General features: G+C 35.4%; 19 protein-coding genes and 1 pseudogene. 10 read left to right on the top strand and 10 right to left on the bottom strand.

Features of this window, described 5'->3' with window-relative positions; translation table 11 throughout:
- Position 1: 1 nt before the first annotated feature.
- From ACINWC743_RS25295 to ACINWC743_RS09935, 4 genes are all read left to right on the top strand, one after another.
- Entirely contained in the window at positions 2-6,451 is a 6,450-nt protein-coding gene (locus ACINWC743_RS25295) for a phage tail protein (RefSeq protein WP_035300891.1), read from the top strand.
- 295 nt (positions 6,452-6,746) lie between these two features.
- Positions 6,747-7,517, top strand: coding sequence for a hypothetical protein (locus ACINWC743_RS09945; RefSeq protein WP_009585305.1), 771 nt, complete (start codon positions 6,747-6,749; stop codon positions 7,515-7,517).
- A gap of 63 nt (positions 7,518-7,580) precedes the next feature.
- Positions 7,581-7,952, top strand: a complete 372-nt coding sequence (locus ACINWC743_RS09940) for a hypothetical protein (RefSeq protein ID WP_035300912.1) — start codon at positions 7,581-7,583, stop codon at positions 7,950-7,952.
- Complete coding sequence (locus ACINWC743_RS09935; RefSeq protein WP_009585356.1) at positions 7,949-8,740, top strand: TIGR02594 family protein; 792 nt, start codon at positions 7,949-7,951, stop codon at positions 8,738-8,740. The genes ACINWC743_RS09940 and ACINWC743_RS09935 overlap by 4 nt, the downstream gene beginning before the upstream one ends.
- Before the next feature lie 130 nt (positions 8,741-8,870).
- On the opposite strand, the gene ACINWC743_RS09930 is transcribed toward ACINWC743_RS09935, so the two are convergent.
- Complete coding sequence (locus tag ACINWC743_RS09930) at positions 8,871-9,350, bottom strand: hypothetical protein (protein WP_009585304.1); 480 nt, start codon at positions 9,348-9,350, stop codon at positions 8,871-8,873.
- Between the two features lie 352 nt (positions 9,351-9,702).
- The gene (locus ACINWC743_RS09925) at positions 9,703-10,113 is read right to left on the bottom strand and encodes a hypothetical protein (protein WP_009585308.1); all 411 of its coding nucleotides are present in this window, start codon (positions 10,111-10,113) and stop codon (positions 9,703-9,705) included.
- 219 nt (positions 10,114-10,332) lie between these two features.
- Here ACINWC743_RS09925 and ACINWC743_RS24835 point away from each other — a divergent pair.
- Positions 10,333-10,428 (top strand): annotated as a pseudogene (locus ACINWC743_RS24835) (IS5/IS1182 family transposase); the annotation flags it as partial.
- Positions 10,429-11,002: 574 nt separating this feature from the next.
- Here ACINWC743_RS24835 and ACINWC743_RS09915 read toward each other — a convergent pair.
- Positions 11,003-11,446, bottom strand: a complete 444-nt coding sequence (locus tag ACINWC743_RS09915) for a BLUF domain-containing protein (RefSeq protein ID WP_009585312.1) — start codon at positions 11,444-11,446, stop codon at positions 11,003-11,005.
- A gap of 473 nt (positions 11,447-11,919) precedes the next feature.
- Between ACINWC743_RS09915 and ACINWC743_RS09910 the strand changes: the two genes are divergently transcribed.
- Positions 11,920-12,264, top strand: a complete 345-nt coding sequence (locus tag ACINWC743_RS09910; protein ID WP_085947558.1) for a hypothetical protein — start codon at positions 11,920-11,922, stop codon at positions 12,262-12,264.
- Positions 12,265-12,403: 139 nt separating this feature from the next.
- Here ACINWC743_RS09910 and ACINWC743_RS23540 read toward each other — a convergent pair whose 3' ends face one another.
- The 4 genes from ACINWC743_RS23540 to ACINWC743_RS09890 form a co-directional block, all read right to left on the bottom strand.
- On the bottom strand, positions 12,404-13,075 hold the full coding sequence (locus ACINWC743_RS23540) for a hypothetical protein (RefSeq protein ID WP_009585292.1): 672 nt from the start codon (positions 13,073-13,075) through the stop codon (positions 12,404-12,406).
- Positions 13,076-13,151: 76 nt separating this feature from the next.
- Positions 13,152-14,447, bottom strand: coding sequence for a Y-family DNA polymerase (locus tag ACINWC743_RS09900; protein WP_009585351.1), 1,296 nt, complete (start codon positions 14,445-14,447; stop codon positions 13,152-13,154).
- Complete coding sequence (locus ACINWC743_RS09895; RefSeq protein ID WP_009585322.1) at positions 14,444-15,061, bottom strand: LexA family protein; 618 nt, start codon at positions 15,059-15,061, stop codon at positions 14,444-14,446. Before ACINWC743_RS09895 ends, ACINWC743_RS09900 begins: the two co-directional genes overlap by 4 nt.
- Before the next feature lie 93 nt (positions 15,062-15,154).
- A complete protein-coding gene (locus ACINWC743_RS09890; RefSeq protein ID WP_005028939.1) occupies positions 15,155-15,799 on the bottom strand; it encodes an SOS response-associated peptidase in 645 nt (214 codons plus the stop codon).
- Positions 15,800-16,273: 474 nt separating this feature from the next.
- Here ACINWC743_RS09890 and ACINWC743_RS09885 point away from each other — a divergent pair, with 474 nt between their 5' ends.
- Together ACINWC743_RS09885 and fumC are read left to right on the top strand one after the other, a co-directional pair.
- Positions 16,274-17,278 (top strand): NAD-dependent epimerase/dehydratase family protein, encoded by a 1,005-nt coding sequence (locus ACINWC743_RS09885; protein WP_005028938.1) that lies wholly within the window; start codon positions 16,274-16,276, stop codon positions 17,276-17,278.
- A 162-nt stretch (positions 17,279-17,440) separates the two neighbouring features.
- Positions 17,441-18,835 (top strand): class II fumarate hydratase, encoded by a 1,395-nt coding sequence (gene fumC, locus ACINWC743_RS09880; RefSeq protein ID WP_035300888.1) that lies wholly within the window; start codon positions 17,441-17,443, stop codon positions 18,833-18,835.
- A 122-nt stretch (positions 18,836-18,957) separates the two neighbouring features.
- Here the strand turns inward: fumC and ACINWC743_RS24475 are convergent, their stop codons facing one another.
- Positions 18,958-19,104 (bottom strand): hypothetical protein, encoded by a 147-nt coding sequence (locus tag ACINWC743_RS24475; protein ID WP_004830864.1) that lies wholly within the window; start codon positions 19,102-19,104, stop codon positions 18,958-18,960.
- A 235-nt stretch (positions 19,105-19,339) separates the two neighbouring features.
- On the opposite strand from ACINWC743_RS24475, the gene ACINWC743_RS09875 reads away from it, so the two are divergent.
- On the top strand, positions 19,340-19,621 hold the full coding sequence (locus ACINWC743_RS09875; RefSeq protein ID WP_035300886.1) for a hypothetical protein: 282 nt from the start codon (positions 19,340-19,342) through the stop codon (positions 19,619-19,621).
- 63 nt (positions 19,622-19,684) lie between these two features.
- Here ACINWC743_RS09875 and ACINWC743_RS09870 read toward each other — a convergent pair whose 3' ends face one another.
- Entirely contained in the window at positions 19,685-20,128 is a 444-nt protein-coding gene (locus tag ACINWC743_RS09870) for a BLUF domain-containing protein (RefSeq protein ID WP_004830862.1), read from the bottom strand.
- 400 nt (positions 20,129-20,528) lie between these two features.
- On the opposite strand from ACINWC743_RS09870, the gene ACINWC743_RS09865 reads away from it, so the two are divergent.
- A complete protein-coding gene (locus tag ACINWC743_RS09865; RefSeq protein WP_009585288.1) occupies positions 20,529-20,993 on the top strand; it encodes a hypothetical protein in 465 nt (154 codons plus the stop codon).
- 228 nt (positions 20,994-21,221) lie between these two features.
- On the opposite strand, the gene ACINWC743_RS09860 is transcribed toward ACINWC743_RS09865, so the two are convergent.
- Positions 21,222-21,362 carry a hypothetical protein gene (locus tag ACINWC743_RS09860; RefSeq protein WP_009585336.1) on the bottom strand — a complete coding sequence of 47 codons (141 nt, stop codon included), beginning with the start codon at positions 21,360-21,362 and terminating at the stop codon, positions 21,222-21,224.
- Positions 21,363-21,452 lie beyond the last annotated feature (90 nt).

Here is a 21,452-nt window from a genome sequence, read left to right as displayed (position 1 = left end):
TATGCTTAAAACAGTTAAAGGTGCAAAAGGTGGTAGTCAAAGCCAAAGACAACCTAAGGTTGCTAACGATACAACGGCATCTAAAACTTATGCACGTTTACAATATGGCATGAGTGAAGGGGAAGTTGAAGGTTTAGCCAATGGCTACAAGTCTATCTATTTAGATGACACACCCGTAGAAAACGACAGTGGTGCAAGAAACTTTCAAGATGTCACTCTAGATTTTCGATCAGGGACCAATGACCAAACCTACATGGAAGGTTTTGAAAGCATTGCATCTGAAACTGCGGTAGGTGTTGAACTTAAAAGCGATACGCCTTGGGTGAAAGGTGTGACTAATCTTACACTTGATGCTGTGATTGTACGTGTTAGATTTGGTGCTTTAAAACAACAAGATCCTAAAAATGGTGATGTCTCGGGGATTGTGATTGATTACACCATTGAAGTTCAAACCGATGGCGGATCGTGGGAGTTAATGCTTGATACTCAGATGTCAGGTAAAACTTCAGCAAATTATGAACGTACCCATCGAATTGGGCTTCCAGAAGCTAATAACAATTGGCTGATTCGTGTTACTCGGAAAACACCAAATTCAAGCTCAGAATATGTCAGCGATAAGATGTATATTCAAGCCATTACTGAGGTTGTCGATCTTAAGCTTGCTTACCCAAATACTGCTTTGATTGGTGTGCAATATGATGCTGAAACATTCTCGAATATTGCTAAAATTGCTGTTGACCTAAAGGGTGTAAAGATCAAGGTACCAAGCAACTATGATCCTGTAAGCCGTACTTACATCGGAATATGGGATGGTTTATTTAAGCGTGCATACAGCAATAATCCTGCTTGGATTTACTATGATTTATGTACCAATAAGCGATATGCACTGGGTAACCGCTTAACAGAGACAATGATTGATAAATGGTCATTGTATCGCTTGGCTCAATATTGTGATCAGTTGGTACCAGATGGCAAAGGTGGGCAAGAGCCACGTTTCACTTGTAATGTATACATTCAAAGTGCTGAATCTGCTTTCGATATTTTAAGCAAACTTGCAGGCCTATTTCGTGCAATCAGTTATTGGGATGGTGCATCGATCGTATGTGAGGCTGATTTACCACAAGATACGATGTTTACCTATACATCCGCCAATATTATTGATGGTGCTATGGGGATTAATTATACCGGTACACGTGCTCGTGATCGGCATAATGCAGTTAAAGTTGCTTGGGATAATCCGCAAAATCGCTATAAGACGGAATATGTTTTTGTTCGTGATGAAGCCGCGATTGCACGTGATCGAGGTGTAAAACTACTTGAGCTTGAAGCATGGGGCTGTACCTCAGAAGGTCAAGCACAACGTACTGGTCAATGGGCTTTAAAAACTGAACAACTCGAAACTCGAACTGTCACCTTTAAAGTTGGGTTGGATGGCTATATTCCATTCCCTGGTAAAGTGATTGAACTTGCTGATGAGTTGTTGGCTGGTCGTGCAAATGGTGGGCGTATTTCATCAGTCAGTGCTGATTTAAAGCAAATCATCTTAGATCGTGATGATGTTGTATGCCGAGCTGGTGACCGTCTAATTGTTAATGGTGAGGATGGCAAGGCACAAGCAAGAGTTGTATCGAGTATTACAGGTCGGGTCGTTACTGTTGTATCAGCATTCGATTCTGTTGCTCCACAAAATGTTTGGGTGATTGATGCGAAAGATTTAGCGACGATGAAATTTCGTGTCGTATCAATTTCTCAAGATGAACAGCACCAATTTACCATTACGGCAATTCAGCACAATGAGTCTAAGTTTGATGCAATTGATCATGGTGCGTATATAGATGATCGCCCAATTTCAATTATTAACCCTACAACTCAAGATCCTGTTGAATCGGTCTTGATTTCCAGTGAGCAAATGGTTCAACAAGGAATGTCTGTTGAAACCATGGTCATCAGTTGGCCACAAGCCAAAGGTGCAACCAAGTATCAAGTTGAATGGCGTAAAGATAATGGTACCTGGCTAAAACTACCTTTAACTGGAAATAACTCGGCAGAGATAGCCGGTATCTACGCCGGTAAATATGAAGCGCGAGTTATTGCGATGAGTGCTTTTGATATTTCATCTTTGCCAACCTATTCAATTTTAACTGAATTAACAGGAAAGCAAGGCAAACCACCAAAAGTGGCGTTTATCCAGGCAACTGGCATTTTATTTGGTATGAAACTGGATTGGAGTTATCCAGAAAATGCTTTGGATACAGCTTATGTAGAGATCCAAGTCTCACCAGACAGTACATCCAACATTGCAACTTTAGGTTCTTTTGCATATCCAACCACAACCACAGTCATCCAAGGATTACAGCCTAATCTGACTCAATTCTATCGAGCACGTTTGATTGATCGAATTGGGAATATCGGAGACTGGTCTGACTGGACAAACGGTACAACCACATCTGATGCCAAAGATGTACTTGAATTACTTGACGGTCAGATTACCGATAGTCAGCTAAATCAAGATTTGATCAGTCGTATTGAAGTCGGGGCAGAGGCAAAAGACTTGGTTGTAGAAGTCAATAAAATTGCAACAGCTACGTCTTTACAAATAGATAAGTTAACCAATGAGCTTACTGCAGAAACAGCACAACGGAGAAATGAAACCAAAGCATTGAATGATGCTTTAACTGAGGAAACAGTACGGCGTAGAGAGGGTATCAAAGCACTGAATGATGGTTTAACTCAGGAAATTACACGGAGCAAAGATGCTGATCAATCACAGATTGAGACCTTAGACAACTACAAAGCTTCAATAGATGGTTCACTATCAAATGTCCAAACGCGTATCAGTACGATTGCTACGGCAACAGAAGCAAACACATCTAAACTTACGGCATTAGATTCTGCGATTGAGGGTAAAGCGGATGCATCGATCGTACAAAATCTAAAAAATGATGTAGTGACTATTGGGGATCAAGTTAAAAGCCAAAGCAGTATTATCACTGGATTACAAAATACGGTCGCTGATAAGGCTGATGCATCGGTCGTACAAAATCTTAAAAATGATGTAGTGACTATTGGTGATCAGATTAATTCTCAAAGTAGTCTCATCACTGGATTACAAAATACTTTAGTGGGCAAAGCTGATGCTTCAGCATTAACAGCGCTTGACTCTAAAGTAGAGACCATCGATGGCAATGTTAAATCACAAGGACAAGCGCTGACTGCTCTTGAAAACTCAATTGCAGGCAAAGCTGATACTTCTGCCGTCAATCAGTTGAAGACTGCAGTTGAGCAACAGGGCAATACGATTTCATCACAAGGTCAAGCGATTACAAAGGTTGAGGCTAAAGTTGATAATATTGCTGTTGGTTCAAGAAACTTGGTTCGTGATGCTGAGACATGGATAGGAGCTGGAACTGGAGGTACGGGAATTATCCCGAGCATTAGCGAGGATAAGAAAGAGTTAACCATTGTTGTTGAGGAAAATAACCACAATTGGTATACAAACTTCTGGGACATTTATCAATTCGGAGATGTACAAGCAAACTGTAATGAAAATGATGATGTGATCATTTCGTTTGATTTCATGATTACTACTGGCTCTGTTGTAAAATCGCCTGATGTGTATTGGAAAGATTCAATGTCTTACTTACCAACACAATTGGTAAAAGGGCAAGAGTTGAGATACGACAAATGGTACAGATTCTATCACACTCGTAAGTTCCATGAGTCTGGGGGACTTGCATTTCATCTTGGATTTGCAGGCTGTCTTGGGACATATAAAATTCGTAGACCGATTGTTGAAAAGGGCAATATTCCAACGGACTGGAGTGTTTCTGACAATGATTTTGCAACAGCACGTGCTGTTCAAACATTGGATGCTAAAGTTACGACAATTGGTGATAAAACAAATGCTAACGCAGAGGCGATCACTGATTTAAGAACTTCAGTAAACAATAAGGCAGATTCATCTGCATTGAATTCATTGAAGTCAACTGTTGAACAGCAGGGTAATTCGCTTACTTCACAAGGTCAGGCAATCACATCTGTAACTGCACAAGTTGGGTTTACAAAAAACTATACCTTAACAACCATTAGGAATGGTTTTAATCCTGCATTACATTACGGTTTGTTTAACTCTAAAAATGAGAAATTGGCTAACCTAAGTCGTGGACTAAATATCTATGTATTTAATGGATATGGTGACCATGTGAATACAAAGCATTACGATACTTATGGTGTTGATACAGGTGAAGCTTCATATCAAATCTATGTTGATATGAAGAACTTCTTAGATTCTTTGGCTTATGGTACGTTCATTGCTATTGTGGGAGCAGACCATCTTGGCAGCTTTTCGTATAGCAATGCATCTCAGGTTGTTGATGTCAGAAGTGTGCTAAAAAGTCAGTGGGGGCTAGCTGATGACTATCTTGTTAATTGGTATGGAAACAATCTGCCCATTGTCATGACTATGAAAGGTGCGCCACAGTATTCATCTGTAAATGCTATGTTTACATCGAATACTGCCAATGATGTTTGGTCTAAGGTATTTACTTTCATCAATGGTGTTCCATCTGAATATGGCGGTTCATATGATCAACGTCTGATTAATGCCAACGCAACTGCTGTCACCAAGTTAGATGCGACTGTCACAAGGCATGATAATGAGATTAAAGCAAATGCTTCTGCTGTCACTGGATTACAAAGTGCCATTGATGGTAAGGCTGATGCCAATGCTCTTAATTCATTGAAGACTACAGTTGAGCAGCAAGGTAACTCAATTAGCTCACAAGGTTCCGCTCTCACTCAAGTTGAAGCTAAGGCTGAACTTGCGCTGAATGGTAGAAAGTTCGCACTTGATCTTTCAGCTTTAGACCTTAATACATACTACCCTGTACTGATTCCTGTAGCATCTAAAGGGATCAGTGAGATAGCTTTTGAGATGCCACTTGGTGCTTTCAGTGCTCCTTGGTCAAGTCATGGCGGTGGAACTTTTGCACTTTCATTACATTGGAAAGCAAGAGCATCTGGTTGGGGCGCACAAGATATTGAAAGACAAGTCGTAAATTTCAGTTATCTTTGGACACAGAGCAATCAGTCGCCAGCAATGTTTTTAGGGCAATTGACTCACTCCAGTCAAGAGTTTGTATTCCTGCGTGGTGGTACATGGTATGAGTTGACTTGTAACCAGTTTACTGGAGAACCAAAACTTGTAACTACAGGAAGGTGGGAAGGTGATGAGTACATTGAACCTAGAGGTTATGATGCGAGTCTAGTGCCACTTTCAATCAACAATAAGTTGAATGCAACAGCTACGGCAACCACTAATCTGGATGCTGCAGTGACTCAAATTAACGGAAGGGTTGAAGCAAACTCACAGGCTATTACACAGGTGGGTACAACTGTTGCTGGTATACCAACTGGGTCAGGTAACTTACTTATTAACCCTGACTTCTCTATGGGGAATACAAATGGTTGGCAAAACTCTAGTTATATTTATGGCTATGACATTAACCTTGTAAAAGAGGGGAATGTGAACTATCCAAATTATGAAGCTTGGTATAAGCCTAGTATGAATAGTTCTATGCACGTAGCTGGAGATCAAACTGGTGTTGTTGGATACACGGAACTCTATCAAAGTATTCCAGTCACAGGAGGTAAGTTTTATCAGATTAGTGGCTATGTTCAGAATCATAGATGTAAGACAGTCTTATTTGCATATTTCTATGACAAGAATGGTGCATATATAACAGATTCTTATACAGCTCAACCTGATAAATCTATTCTTGTAAGCTCTGGTGGAAATACAGCACAGATGCTAAGTGACATGCATCGGCTTTACCAAAATGTCCAAGCTCCCTCAAACGCAATGACAATGGCTGTGGTATTTAGGCAACAGGAATGTGGTTGGGAAGCGTATCAGTTCATGTCAAGAGCGCAAGCTTGTGAAGTACAGCGGAACAATGGAGATGCAGCACCTGTTCCTTGGCAAGATAACACAACAGCTAACACTGCATTAGTTCAACAATCGTTGCAGTCAATTAACGGTATCAAAGCTCAATACACTGTGAAAACAGATGTTAATGGTTATGTTGCTGGTATTGGATTGATTAACGAGGGTTCGGGAAAGAGTCTGTTTATTATTCGTGCTGATCAGTTTGCAATTGCGGCACCGGCATCGGTAGGTAATGAAGCCAAGTATGCTTTTAATTACCAAGCAGGACCGGTGACATTACCGAATGGGACAGTCGTTCCAGCTGGACTTTACCTTGATAACGCTAACATTGGTTATGTTTCTGCAAGTAAGATTTATGCTGAAAGCTTAACGTCTTTGACTGCTAATTTTGGACGTTGGGAGTCAACTTCACCTGATGGAGCAAAAGCGGTTCAGACTGGGGCGGTGCGCGAGGTATATGCACCCAATGGTAGATTGATTATGCGTGATGGGTGGTGGTCTTAATGCCATATGGATTCCAGTGTTTTGATGAAGAAACAGGACTGCTAACTTTCGAGGTTACAGATAAGCTTACGCGTGTAATAGGTATGATAAATCCAAATGGTAACTCGGATGTTTCAGGTAGCGTTACAGTATCCAGTGCAGATATGGCAGGAGGTAGTCTTTTTATATTTGCCTTTAATAATACGACAGTGTCGTCATGGAATATGTCAAGTAGACAGGAAAGCATTGTTATTAAAGATAATATTATCACATATACGAATATTAACTATCCTGTAATGTACGGAGTATATTAACTATGGGATATGGCTTTGAGTTGAGAACTGAAAGTGACAACGTACTTAGAATTAGTGGTGACTACTTTAATCTTGCCCTTGCTAATAAGATACCGCTATCGTCATTTACACAGCAATCTACTGGTGTAAAGAACGCGTGGTTTTCGCTAATTAATGGGTTGCTTTTTAAGTATGATTTAGCATTGCCCCTAAGTTTAGGAAATCCATGTGTAGCACTTACAGGAAACAGTAGTGACGTATTTTTACTTGGAACTATACGCAACGGGGGGACGCTTTCTATACTAATCTACGCACCAAATGTGTCTGCACTAACAGGTCTTAACGCTTATGTGTTTGTTTCTGGCTTGTCGTCAGGAAAAAAATATGGAAGACAAGTATTTAATGAACAATCAGGCGCATGTGTGTTTGATAGTAATCTTAAGTATATGAAAATGGTAGCTGTCGGAATTAATGCGGTAAATACAGGTCAAACTGTAACTGTACCAAGCAATAAAACCATTGCGACATTATCAGCGCAACGTGATTATAGCTGGCAATATCGTGGGGACTGGATTGGTCCACCAACTGGTGGTCAATTTTTACAGTTATGGATAGAACGCATGTCATACTTTTCCAGAACAAATACTACGACTTTTACCAATAAGCTGATTACAAATAGTAGAAGTCAGATGAGTGATGATATTTCGGAATGGGAAGCTTCAAGCTTACGAGGAGAATATGTTAGACAAACAACAGTAGCAACTGTGCTATTTCTAGACGTCACAAATTATTGAACATCAAAAATAACAGGCACCCAGTTGGGTGCTTTTTTATTGCCAAAAAATAGAGGAATTACATTGAACGATCCAATTTCTATCAAAGGTCTACCATGGCTTTTTAAAATTGTTGCAGCCGTTATTGGGGCTATTTTTGCACTTACTTTAAGTGGAGATGTAGATACTCAAGGTCGCATCAAAATCACGATGGGTGTCATTATGAAGTTCACTTTTAGCGTAGCTATCAGTTTGTATGGTGGCTCAGCTTTCATTGAATACTATGACTTAACTCATTACACACATATGGCACAAGGTTTTGTGATGTTGATTTTTGCTATTTTTGGAATGCTCTGTATTGGTATTGCTTATCAATCCGTACAGCTTCTTAAAGGCAAATCATTCAATGAAATTATCACAGAAATTAAAGAAGCATTCGGAGCAATATTTAAATGAAACTAATCGATAACTGGAAACAGTCATACAAACTTAAATCAGTACAGATCGGCGCATTAAGCGCCATTTTTTTTGCCTTAAGCTTATTCTCTGAGCACTTTTTAATGATTTGGAATCTGATTCCTCAGGAAATTAAAAACTCAATTCCTGAAAATTGGAAAGAATACGTCGGCGCTTTTGTTGGTGTTGCTATGATTTTAGCACGTTTGAAAAAACAGCCTGAGTTGCATGAACCACAGTTGAATTTAACAGGTGTCAATACACTGATCTCGACAGCAGTATCCACTACAAATGATTTAACTTGGATGATTGAAGCCAAGAAGCATCTAGGCTTAAAAGAAAATACAAGCAAAACAGCTCATAACCCAACAATCCTAAAATGGCTAAAATCGCTTGGTGCTTGGTGGCAAGAAGATGAAACACCTTGGTGTGGTACTTTTGTGGCGTGGTGTCTTAAGACTGCAGGTATTGCATATCCAAAGCACTGGTACCGTGCATTAGATTATGTGAATTATGGAGCAAAGCTAGCAAAACCTGCTTATGGTTGTGTAGCGATAAAAACTCGCAGCGGTGGCGGTCATGTTTGCTTTGTAGCAGGTCGTGATAGCAAAACTGGTAAGCTGGTTTGTATTGGCGGCAATCAGTCAAATATGGTTTGTTATGCACTATATAATGAGTCAGATTTTCAGGAATTCCGCTGGTATGGTAAAACCAATAGACCAGCCGAGTCGCGGTATAAGTTGCCAGTGTTGAGTGGGGTAACTTCTACCAAATTGAATGAAGCCTAAAACATTATTTGCAAAATATTACTTTGGCCAAACCTCATACCACACATGACCAAAGTTCTAAAATTATATATTTCATTGTTTTTATGCTTATTCAAGTTTGTCTTTGTAATGGATTTATAAAGAATAAGGCTTAAATAGCTACAATTTTATTGTCAATATATCCAATAGGATAATGGCCTAAATAATATAACTCAGCAATAAACTCCCATTTTTGACCTAATTGTAAATATCTTTCAGTCATTAACTGTCTGAAACAGAAACAAATTGAATCACGAGCTGCAAGACTAAAATCATGTGGAGGTATTATGAACAACTCCTTATTCATGTCTCTTGTTGCATTTAAAATTTTCTTATTAATACATTTTCTCAAGTTCAATAATTCTGAGGTATTCTTTTGTTTTTTGTAAAATGGGTCTTCTTGAGAAATACTTGATGGTAACCATCTAAGTTTGTTAAATTTTTCCTGAAAGTCCTCGTCTGGATGACTTAAAAAAGCTTTACCTAAATTTTCTATTAAAATAACTCTATCATCATCGATATTGTTAATTCCCATTTTAGAAAAAAAATTAGTATTTTCAATTTTTCTTAAATCATCATTGATATCAAACATGAACTCACTCAAACTTTTATAAGGCTCTAAGGAAATTTTTTATCCTTTCTTGTATTCTAACCTTCCTAATGAGACTACGCTACTATGTAGAATATTGTACTGATAAGTCGGAAAATCATGATTTTAAGGAATTTCCTCCCCGCCTTTTTATGATTTCTAAAGAAATGGAGAAGTGAAGCTAAAACACTATCAACTGTTAGACAGGCGGCTGATGCAGAAAGGAGGCGTGGCCCTCTTAGTGAGGGCTAATTAGCATTTTGTCCATCAAGTACAATTGAATTTTTAATGTATTTGAAATAGATATAAATAATAAAAAATTTAAGTCTGATGTTTTGTCATATTTGATTTTTCATCAATATTCTATATATTCTACCAAAACAATTTGGGGGTGTTTTGAGTTATAACTCAAAGCATGCTCAAACGATTCTAACTCAACTGATAATTTATATTTATCATTTGTAGCATCTGTAAAATAATAAACACCAGGTTTATTAACTTTGACTTTTAGTTTGTATGAGTACCATAAATTCCCATCATCATTTAATAAATACTCCATAACATGTGTATTGTTAACAGTATCTGAATCACATTTAATAAATTTATTACTGCCTTTTATTACCTGCCAATCAACAGTATGTTGAATGGCAGATAATGAAGAATTCAATAAGTCTTCATGTTTTTCATCTCTACATACTTCTACATAATAGGCATTATTATTTTCTGATAATAGAGATCCAATAGGTTTTAAATCTTTGTTTTGCATAATATTTTCCAGTAGTTGTCGTAAGGTTTTTCGGATGTATCCCGTTTGAAATGGATTCAGGGCTCTATAAATATAAAATTAGCTTTAATGATGATAAAAATCTAAAAAGCATTATCAATATAACAAAAGGTAATTTTTTTCATATACCTAATTTCAGGTATTTTAGGCTTCTTTGCACAAACCTAGCATAGAATTCATATTAAGCAATATAAGTCTAATATTAATAAACTTACCTATAAAATCTACCTTATAACCAGTTGATCTTTCTATAATCGAGTCTTAATTAACCGAGGCAATATTTCCATCTGGTATAATCAAAATAAAAGAAGAGAAAGTAAAAATTTTAAAAATCTAAGTCATTGAAATTTATCATAAATAATAAATTAATATAATTAAGCTGTATTAAATGTTTAAATGGTGTATATTGTGTTTTGAATCTAAAAGGCAGTATCTTTTGAATATATATCAATTGGTTCTACAGGATGCGGAATTTAAATTACATAAAATTGTTAAGAAAAAAGATATAATCTTCAATTCTTTTACAAAGGATAAAAATGAATTTTCGGTTTGGATCTACTCAGAAACATCTGAATTTTTTTTCTTTGAGTTGTGGGATGAGCTTGATAATGTCTCAATCAATCAAAAAATAAAATATAAAAAATTTGTGTTTACGGTGGTAAGTATCAATGATAATGATAAAATTTATTATTCATAGATACAGCATAATATTGTTTTATAAAATAAAGTGTCAAAAATGCAAAATTAATATGTTGCATTCAACAGCTTGAGAAAAATAAATTCATTCAGAATAATTTTTTCTCAACTAAAACTCCGAGTTAGATTTTCGAATATATATAGCCCTCGGAATGAGCACTTTATAAGTTAAATCTTATTCAGAATATTCATTTATATCTATCTCTGGTTCGCCAGCTAATAACGAAACAAAATCTACTGTAGTCTCAGCAGTTAAGAGATATGGATTAAATTCATCTAAATGGTTTGTCATAAAAAATTCTGTAATTTTCTTATTAACAGGTAAAAATTTCATACTCCATTGGCTGAAAAAGTTAATATCACATTGAATATAATAAAGTATCTCACAATTTACATGGCGACTATCTTTTAAAATCTTATTGTAAAACAAGTTATCAATAACAGATTTTTTACCTTCCAAACATTGAACAAAGTATCCATGACCATAGTATAAAACACCTTTAACTTCGTGCTTGTAATTGAAATCAATAGCCTCGTTAAGAATACTCATTAAGGTATTTTTTATGTTGGAATCTTGATTAACTAATTTACTTACATACAACAATCTTACAGATTCCATTAGGAAGCTCAGCTTAAGTGAAGGAATTTCTTTATACAGGTAATTTAAACTATTGTATATGACTAAAATTATTAAAAATAATGCCAGTAGGATACAGGCAAATCTTGTATTTCTTTATTGTAATTGACCACTCTCTCCAATGGTCAAATTCAGTATATCCCATTTAAATTTGATTAAAAACACAGCAAAATGGTTGGGTTTAATGAAAATCAATTCATTGCTTCAATCACCTATTTAAATTTAGACATAATTTCTTTGCTAACAATGCCTTATTCTAAACGCGCATAACTGAATAAAAAGTAGTTGCAGAAAAAGCTGATAGACACGCATCTGATGCAGAAAGATTGATGGAAGCGAGGCCCTCTAAGTGAGGGTAAATTTGCATAATCATCATTATGTTGTATACAAAATAAAATATTGATATAAAAGCATGAAAATTAAAAGCTATAGGCAAAATTCTAACTATGTATTTAATTCATATTTGGACAATTAATCCAGTTAAAGACGGTCAACAGTCTCTATCCGCCTATCAGATTCCAAAAAATTTTGCAGATATTTTAGTTTCAATTTCTGATGAAGGAACACTCCCACTTATTTCTGAACTTTCTTATGTAGACTACGATTTATTTAGTGACAGACAGCTAAATCAATTAATCAATGAGTTTAAGAGGCTAATCGATATTTATCCAGTTTCCATAAATGAAATTTCAAAAATAATAAAATTTTTAGAAAAAGCTGTTGAGTGCAATGAAAAAATTCTCTTTGATCCCTTTAGGGAATCAACGTTAGGCTTAGATATTTTTTATAAATCTACTTAAATTAGCATATGACAATTAGGATTATTGATACTCTTGCCAAATACAATGAGTGTAGCGCTTTGAAAGATGTGAGGATTTAACTACCACAGTGTTAAATGTATTAAATTTTTAAATGAATTAATAATTTTAACCCAGGCTCTTATTTTACTTTCAAATTTCGAATTAGTGGCTCAATTAATTCATTTTTAATCAAATCTTTTAATTCGTTATATCTGTTTACTTGAGTTTCAGTTTTGTTAAAAAAATCTCTAGGAGAGTCTATAGTTAAATCATATTTGTTAGCATTTATAAAAGCCTGTAGGTATGAATCAGCTTTATTTTTGAGTAGATTGCTCTCAGTAATCGTTATATAGTTTTTAATATTAATGAGTAAAACATGAAAACTTATATCTATTTCATTTTTCTTGCTTAAAATGTTTTGATAAGAAGTAATATTCCCATCTCTATATAAGTCGGTAAACTCCACATAATATTGATAGTCATCTAAAATATTTTCAAAATCAGACATATGACTCCTAAGTTCTAAAATTTTCTTTTCAAATTCATTGAAAGTTTCTAAATTTTTTAGACCTATTGAGTTTGAGACTTGCTTATTATGCTGTTCTCTCCAGTCATTAAATAATAGAACTGCAATTAAAGCAGCAAAAATAGTTGCAAGCACACCCATAAATGATACTGCAATACTTAGGGTTTCTTTTGCTGAATCAGATGGATTTTGGTAGTGAATGCAAATCCAAGAAAATGAGGTAAACAAACCTGCTACTATAAGAATAGCAATTAAAATTTGAAAAATTTCTTTTTTAAATTTCATAAGTAAGTACCAGTATGGATTTTTTGTATTTTGGTTTACTAGTCACTCACAGTCAACAACCCATCCACACTCAACATCATTTAACTTTTATCATCCCATTCTTCGTAAAATAATTCTTAGACAACATATCTCGACTCATTGACCATTTTCTATCTTTGAAATAACAGGGACCAACAGAGATCTTGGCTTTGCCAAATTTACTTTGAATATCTTCATAAGCTTTCATCAAGCTTTCATTCGTAATTCTAGTTTGATGGTCTGAAAGCAAGTCAGGTATATGGCTTGTTTTCTGAATTAGCTCTGAATAAAACACACCACACTTTTTGTACTTGATGCCCGGCTTATAAATCTTCTCTAATAACAAGTAAGCGACTTCCACAAGATCAAGAACACAATCAGTAGGTTCTGAAAATTTGTATGTTTGAGCTTTGCTGTAATACGGCACAGAAGTGTCAAAAGGATTTGATTGAACAAAGGCTGTAATCACACCACATAATAGTTTTTCCTTTCTCAATCGACCTACGGCATCTTGAACATATTTCGACATTGCTTCTTTCAAGTCCTGCAGCTCTGTGATTTTGACGCCAAATGATCTGCTTGCAACAATCTGTTGTTTAGGCTTGGGTTGATCATCAATTTGCATACAAGAGATACCTTGAAGCTCTAAAACGGTTCTCTGCATGCATACTGTGAACATCTTACCCATGATTGGTGGGTTCGCATTAGATAAATCCAGTACCGTTTTAATCCCCATTTCATTAAGTTTTTTATTCTGCTTTCTCCCTACACCCCATACTTCACTAACCTCAACAAGCGACCAAAAGTAATCTCGATGTTTCGGGTCCATGGTTGCTAGATCGCACACTCCGTTAAATCTTTTCCCTTTCTTTGCCATATTATTGGCGATTTTTGCTTCTGTCTTTGATCTTCCTATACCAATTGAAACAGGCAAACCGATCCACTCCTGAATACGTTCTCGCATACCTTGGCAGTATTCCACCAAATCATAGTTATGTTTAAAGCTTGTAAGATCTAGAAAGCATTCATCTATGCTATAAATTTCTTGTTCGTGTGGAGCCACATAACTTGCAAGTATCGAATGAAATCGGCGTGACATTTCCGCATATATTGCATAGTTGCTCGAAAGTACTTGAACATGATTTTTCTGTACAACATCTTTAATCTGGAATAAAGGAACCCCCATCTTAATTCCCATTTGCTTGGCTTCATTGCTTCGGGCAACTGCACACCCATCGTTATTAGATAAAACTATGACTGGGACATTGTTTAACTTTGGATTAAAGAAACGTTCACACGAGACATAGCAATTATTGATATCAATAAGTGCAAATATCTTTTCTTCATGTTTCATTTGAAGTTCTTAATAACTTTGGTGACAACACCCCAAATTACCAATTCTTGTTCTGATCGAGGAAGTATTGGCTGATACTCAATGTTTTCAGGTTTGAGCCAAACGGCTGGTAAATCTTTAAAATCATATTGCTTCTGAAAAATATCAAACAATTCATGATGTGACATTTGTTGTGTAATCATCAATCTTTTAACAGTAAATTCATTATCAATGAATGCAACGACAACATCATAATGTTGAGAGCGAATGCTTCTATCAACAATTAAGTAATCGTTAACTTCAATTCCCACATCTTTCATTGAAAGAGACTCAACCTGGACAATAAAAGTTGCATCTTTGTTTGAGATCAATAGATCATTCATATCGACAGTTTTATCAATATAATCTTCGGCTGGGGAGGGAAAACCGGCAGCAATTTTGTTTAAAACTAAGGGGATTGAAGCATTAGTTATTGCTTGAAATGATGAGATTTTTGATATGTCAGGAATATGCTGAGATTTTAAAGAATGCTCTCTAATATCAATGATTTTAGAACCTTTCAAGTGGTCTAGATTTACATTCTTTAGACTCATAAGTCTTGCTTTTGATGAGCTGACATCTAGGTTAATGTTCATAAATTACACCACTTGAATATGTTACGTAATCAAGATTTTAAAATGTAATAAATGAAATTTCAAATTTAAATGCTGTGGATAATCAATACTAAATTAGAAGAGGTCATTTTGTTTGACTGATTCAGATGAATGGTCACGTGAAAATGTTACATATTCGTCTGTAAGCTCAAAGAAATATTCGTGAGCATGTTCATTGTCGGCATTGAGCCAGTCTTTGCGATATTTTTCTGGGATAACAATGATTGAACGCTTCTCATCTGTCGGAGCGTGAAATTGCTTCATGAATTGGTGATGATCTGCATTGATCGTAAGCATCGAAAACGATCTGACTTTTGAGTCTTTAATTACAGCATCATCATAAATAGCAGCAACTGTAAAAGGCTGATTATCTTCACGCTTTATTGTGTACCAGTGTGCTTTGCCATCTATGTACTTAGGTTCATAAAATTCTTGGACGGGTACCAAGCAAAATTTACTGTACTTCCATGCGTGTCTGAAACTCGGTTTTTCAGCGACAGTTTCAGTTCTTGCATTATAAGTATAAGAACTGAATTTAAAATCTTTAGCCCAAGCGGGCAAAAGCCCAAACTTACCGAAATCCAAATCAAAATCTTTCATGATAATTGGTGCATGATACCCTGGGTAAATATGCGGTTTTAATTCCAAATCTAACGGACCAACCTCGACATCAAGTCGGGTGAGGGCACTTCGTTTAGGAATTTCATAGTTAGAGCACATTTTTTATTCTCGATATGAAAAACGGAATGTTATGTATAAATACAATATCCCTTATATCTATAGAATTCACTGTGGATTTGTTTAATTTGCAAAATATTACTTTGACCAAACTTGATATCAAGTTTTACTAAACTTTTTTAATTTAATAAACCTTTGTTTTTATATGTTTTTTTATTTAATCTAAAAGGAGAATTATCACAAAAATAAAAGTATTGGTCTACGGCTATTTTTCCAATATAAGGTATTTTTTGTAAAAGTGGATGAAATGTGGATTTTATATTTCCAACCATAACTGAACTGCAACACACACTATATTTGTAAGGCGGTAAGATTAAATTAATGATCATGTAGGTTAATAAGTTAAGGATATTTAAGTTGGTTTTAGTTTTTCTGGCTAGTGGATAAATTAATGAACGCACCAAATAAACACCGAAATTATGCAAGTAATTGATTTTTAAAAGGAGTATCTATACAATGATTTTAGTGACTGGTGGTTTAGGCTTTATAGGCTCGCATGTGGTTTTAAGTTTGCTAGCTCAAAGGCAAGAGGTCGTCATTGTTGATAATCTAGCCAATGCAAATCTGCAGTGTTTAGAGCGTTTAGAATTTATTACAGGAATGTATATCCCATTTGTCAAAATTGATATTCGTAATACTCCTGCACTAAATAAAGTATTTGAACAATATTCAATAGATACCGTTGTACATTGTGCAGGGTTCAAATCCATTGAAGAATCTAATCTGAAACCTCTTGAATATTATAATGACAATGTCAGTTGTATTATGAGTTTATTGCGAGCAATGCAACGCACAGGGGTCAGAAGTCTGGTTCATCTTTCTAGCCTTATGGTTTATGCACAATCGAGTTTAGATTTAAACGAAGAAATTGCTTTTAATTATTCTTATCCGAATCCTTATATTAAATCTCAACAGATGATTGAAGAAATCATCAAGGACACCTTTAGAACGGATCAGGAATGGAAAATTGCAACGCTTAGGGTATCCAACGTGGTTGGTGCTTTTGAACATGGTGTATTGGGGGAGTTTGTTACTCCACTACCGAAAAATATTGTGCCATTAGCATTGCAGGTCGCTGCACAACAGCGAGATTTGATTGAAGTTCACCGTCACGCCAATACCCAAGATAAAACCACTGAGCGTAGTTTTGTACATGTACTTGATGTTTGTGATGCGATCCAGTCCAGTATCTATTGGCTACAAGAGCAGAACAATGTCTGTGAAAGTTTTGATATTTCAGGGACTGTAAGTTCGATTCAAGATTTAATCAATACGATCGAGGATGTAACTGCACAGCAAATTCATCAAATTGATGCGGTTTACCAAATACATGAACTTGATCAAGTGGCTTCGAATAGCCATAAAGCGTTAGATGTTTTAAAGTGGGAGGCAAAGCGCTCACTTAAACAAATGATTCAAGATGAATGGCGTTTTTACCAAAATACCTTGAATAATTGTTGATGTGTAGAAAATGCATAGTTGTAAATAATTATCATTTACATTGATTGCCTATTTGTTTAGCATAGGATTTCGCTGGGGTAATGGCTTGTATTCATTGCATAAAGATGATCACATTATAAGCTGTCACTTGAAAATTAAATTCGGACGATTAAGAGGTTGAAAATGCAGACACGTATTGAGCACGACACAATGGGTGAAGTTGAAGTTCCTAGTGAGGCGATGTGGGGAGCACAAACTCAACGCAGTGTAGAAAACTTTAAGATCGGCACCGAACATATGCCTCGTCCTATGATTAAAGCAATGGGACTTGTTAAAAAAGCCGCAGCGATTACCAATGCGAGCCTCAATCAAATTCCGCAAGAATTATCCCAATATATCGTAGAAGCAGCTGACGAAGTGATTGCTGGAAATTGGGATAGTCAATTTCCTTTAGTAGTTTGGCAAACGGGTTCTGGTACACAAAGCAATATGAACTGTAATGAGGTGATTGCCAATATTGCCAATCAAAAACTTGGTAATCCTTTAGGTTCACAAAAACCTGTTCATCCTAATGATCATGTCAATCGTGCCCAATCTACCAATGATTCATTTCCAACAGCGATCCATGTGGCTGCTGCATTACAAATCAATGAATTACTCATTCCAGCAGTCAAACGTTTACGTGACACATTGCATCGTAAATCTGAAGAATTTAATGATATTGTCAAAATCGGTCGTACACACTTACAAGATGCTACACCACTGACACTTGGGCAGGAGTTCAGTGGTTATGTGTCGCAACTGGATCATGGACTAAAGCGCTTACAGCAAGCTTTGATTTGGCTATATGAGTTGCCGTTAGGTGGTACAGCCGTAGGAACAGGTTTAAATGCTCATCCTGACTATGCCGAAAAAGCTGCTGAAGAATTAGCTAAATTAACTGGTCTTCCATTTATCACCAACCCTAATAAGTTTGAAGCACTTGCAGGGCGTGATGCAGCTGTATTCGCGTCAGGCGCTTTAAAAACTTTAGCTGCGAGTCTTAATAAAATTGCCAATGATATCCGCTGGTTGGCGAGTGGTCCTCGTTGTGGTTTAGGTGAGCTGCGTATTCCTGAAAATGAACCAGGCTCAAGTATCATGCCAGGCAAAGTGAATCCTACGCAGTGTGAAGCAATGACGATGGTGGTTGCACAAGTGATGGGGAATGATACAACGATCAATTTTGCAGGTGCGGCAGGTAATTTTGAGTTAAATGTGTATATGCCTGTTATTGCATATAATCTTGTTCAATCTGTGCAGTTGCTTGGTGATGCTTGTAATAGTTTTGATGAGCATTGTGCAGTAGGCATTGAACCAAATCGTGAAAAAATTGATTATTTTTTACATAACTCGTTGATGCTGGTGACTGCACTGAATCCTGTCATTGGTTATGAAAATGCAGCAAAAGTAGCGAAAACTGCTTATAAAGAAGATAAAACCTTAAAAGAAGTCGCTGTAGAGCTAGGCTTTGTCACTCCAGAACAATTTGACGAAGTGGTTCAACCTGAAAAAATGGTACATCCAAACGTTAAGTAGCTGAAAAATTTAGAAAAGGGCTAAAAATTTTAGCCCTTTTTTATACAATAAATATCAATGTTGAATAGCGTATGACTATGTTGAGTTAGTCGTTTAGAAATTTAAAAACAATGCTTATCCGCTTAACCTCGCCATGTAGAGAGCATATAGACAATAATTGCGATTAAAAATAATGCAACTATAAATAAAATATATTTCGGAATACGACGCTTTTCTTGTGCTTTCTCAATTCTTTCTTCAGTTGGAGAATGATTGTTATCGATTGACATATTCATTAACCTCAAATTAATTAAGTGCTTATTTTTTATCATGAAGCATTATTCTATTTGTTGTGTGAAAAAATGTAGTTGAAGCGTGAGGCACGTAAGTATATGAAACTTTACGTAGCAAGTTAAATTTAAAGAAAATTTTGAGAAATCCTACGCCGTAAATCTATAGAGCTTGTAAAAGTCCTTAAATATTTTATACTTATAATTTATATGATAATGAGATGTATTCTTAATTATGTTTGATAAAATGTTTAAAGGAAAAAGTTTCGATAATTTTTTAAGATTAAGCTTTTTTATGTTTATGGTTCTAACTTTTTTATCTTTAGGTCAAAGTATTTATGACAGGGTAACGGGTGAAGCAGAACAAATTGTTTTAAAACCTGCTTTAACCTTTATGTTTTTAGCTTTTTTTGCCAAATATCAATATGCCTTCCAATATTGGGCAAAGCGTCTTGAACGCATTAATGAAGAGGAAAGACAGCGGCAACTTCGAATAGATCAAGAGAAAACAATTTAAATTCAGTCTGAAAAACCACCTCTATGATTAAAAATCATGTGGTGGTTCTGTCACAAAGGAGGCTTATGCAACAAACTCGTTGACATGATATTCAGGTTCACAAGCCAAAATAGATATAAATTTTTCTGTTGTTTCGTCAGTGAGTAAGTAAGGATTGAACGCTTCTAAATGATACTGCATAAAAAATTCTGAAATCTTTTTATTGATTGGGGAAAATTTCATCGTCCATTGTGAAAATAAGCATGTCTGATTTTCTGCATAATATAAGATTTCACAATTGATATGCCGTTCATCTTTGACAATTCGATTATAAAATAAATCATCAATGATGTTTTTATTTCCCTCTAAACATTGGACGAAATATCCATGTCCATAATAGAGCACACCAGTGACTCCATTACGATAATTAAAATCAATTGCTTCGTCTAAGATATTGATTAAATTTTGCTTTAAACCTGAATCTACTCTAGCAATTTTACTAACATATAAAAGTCGAACAGACTCCATCTTTGATTCTCTTTTTAAGGAGGGAGCTTTGATTGTTACATAAAACACGCTTAATCATATATTTTTATGTAAATATCAAGGAATTTTCAGATGAAATTAATGTTAATTTTCTTGTAAATGGAAAAAATAGACCTGCTTCCTGCAGGTCAGTATCCACTTTCTTTATTGTCGTGTTGACCACTCTCTTCAATGGTCAGGGATACTATACAGATGTTCTTTAATAAAAAAAACGCAGTAAATTAGTTGGAATAGTGGGCTAAGACTGAGCCAAAATTCATGATGGCGGTTTGATACAAATAGATTCATCATTTCTTTAGCATGTGTTATAAATATTCTATAGATGAACTCTATATGAATAGAATAATGGTTTAAACAACGACTTAAATAATGAGAACAAACAATGCGTTATTTATTTTTCTTACTCAGCCTATCAATATGTGCTGAATTAAATGCTCAAAGCCCATTAGACCAACCTTTTTTGCAAAGTGGGGCAGTAGATGAGCAATTTAATATCATTGATCTCAATGTTTACAACATGTTGGTCAAAGCAATTAATCACAATTTTAAGAACATTGCCACGGATCAATCAGAACGCGACTTTGTTGTTTCTCGAATTATGCTGATTAGCGATGGATTGTGGATTGAATCTGATATGAAAGATATTAAGTCTACAGAGGATTTAACAAAAAAATTTGATGATCAAAAATATCAGCGTTTGATTAAGCAAAATATGTGTAAAAAAGATGACTTACTTGAGTCAGAAGTTTTTAAAAAAACGACACGTGGCAATTTTATTTATCAACTCAACAATGCCGATGGTGATTTTTTAAAAAGATTTACAATAAATTATAGAGAGTGTTTTTAAATTACTGATATTTAATGTGAATAATTTAATCGCAGTGATTCATTTAGCGATTTAGCATCCATGAGATTTTATGATTTAAGCATTAGTTTGATATATTAAAACGATCAAATCAAAAACTGCTTGGTTTAATTTGTACTGATGATGAATGGACTGAATACTCGATTTGTTAATTCAGCTTTTTTTTTCATCATAGATCTAATCACATTCTTCATTCTCATTTAGTGATTCTCATTTAATGACTGATTTATCATTACTGTCATAATCAGACTGATACGTTCGAATCATTTCCATGTTTTCTACAGTCCAATCATATAAGGCATTAAAAGGCGCTTTCAGCGATTGACCAAGCGGTGTCAGAGCATACCCCATGCAAAAAATTTCAATCGGGTGGATTAAAAAATCATCATACTCAGTGGTTTTTTAATCATCCAAAATGCCTAAAAGAGTTTTTAATACTTA

Origin of the sequence: Acinetobacter sp. WC-743, from assembly GCF_000335555.1 — a bacterium.
GTDB lineage: Bacteria > Pseudomonadota > Gammaproteobacteria > Pseudomonadales > Moraxellaceae > Acinetobacter > Acinetobacter bereziniae.
Note: the sequence above shows the minus strand (reverse complement) of the source record. Positions and strands in the feature narration are given on the sequence as shown.

Excerpts from the sequence above, each read along its gene's own strand:
- ACINWC743_RS09890 (WP_005028939.1), bottom strand. The coding sequence starts at position 15,799 with ATGTGCTCTAACTATGAAATTCCTAAACGAAGTGCCCTCACCCGACTT.
- ACINWC743_RS09865 (WP_009585288.1), top strand. The coding sequence starts at position 20,529 with ATGCGTTATTTATTTTTCTTACTCAGCCTATCAATATGTGCTGAATTA.
- ACINWC743_RS09885 (WP_005028938.1), top strand. The coding sequence starts at position 16,274 with ATGATTTTAGTGACTGGTGGTTTAGGCTTTATAGGCTCGCATGTGGTT.
- ACINWC743_RS09930 (WP_009585304.1), bottom strand. The coding sequence starts at position 9,350 with ATGTTTGATATCAATGATGATTTAAGAAAAATTGAAAATACTAATTTT.
- ACINWC743_RS09875 (WP_035300886.1), top strand. The coding sequence starts at position 19,340 with ATGTTTGATAAAATGTTTAAAGGAAAAAGTTTCGATAATTTTTTAAGA.
- ACINWC743_RS25295 (WP_035300891.1), top strand. The coding sequence starts at position 2 with ATGCTTAAAACAGTTAAAGGTGCAAAAGGTGGTAGTCAAAGCCAAAGA.
- ACINWC743_RS09935 (WP_009585356.1), top strand. The coding sequence starts at position 7,949 with ATGAAACTAATCGATAACTGGAAACAGTCATACAAACTTAAATCAGTA.
- ACINWC743_RS09895 (WP_009585322.1), bottom strand. The coding sequence starts at position 15,061 with ATGAACATTAACCTAGATGTCAGCTCATCAAAAGCAAGACTTATGAGT.
- ACINWC743_RS09870 (WP_004830862.1), bottom strand. The coding sequence starts at position 20,128 with ATGGAGTCTGTTCGACTTTTATATGTTAGTAAAATTGCTAGAGTAGAT.
- ACINWC743_RS09900 (WP_009585351.1), bottom strand. The coding sequence starts at position 14,447 with ATGAAACATGAAGAAAAGATATTTGCACTTATTGATATCAATAATTGC.
- ACINWC743_RS09945 (WP_009585305.1), top strand. The coding sequence starts at position 6,747 with ATGGGATATGGCTTTGAGTTGAGAACTGAAAGTGACAACGTACTTAGA.
- fumC (WP_035300888.1), top strand. The coding sequence starts at position 17,441 with ATGCAGACACGTATTGAGCACGACACAATGGGTGAAGTTGAAGTTCCT.
- ACINWC743_RS23540 (WP_009585292.1), bottom strand. The coding sequence starts at position 13,075 with ATGAAATTTAAAAAAGAAATTTTTCAAATTTTAATTGCTATTCTTATA.
- ACINWC743_RS09860 (WP_009585336.1), bottom strand. The coding sequence starts at position 21,362 with ATGGGGTATGCTCTGACACCGCTTGGTCAATCGCTGAAAGCGCCTTTT.
- ACINWC743_RS09925 (WP_009585308.1), bottom strand. The coding sequence starts at position 10,113 with ATGCAAAACAAAGATTTAAAACCTATTGGATCTCTATTATCAGAAAAT.
- ACINWC743_RS09915 (WP_009585312.1), bottom strand. The coding sequence starts at position 11,446 with ATGGAATCTGTAAGATTGTTGTATGTAAGTAAATTAGTTAATCAAGAT.
- ACINWC743_RS24475 (WP_004830864.1), bottom strand. The coding sequence starts at position 19,104 with ATGTCAATCGATAACAATCATTCTCCAACTGAAGAAAGAATTGAGAAA.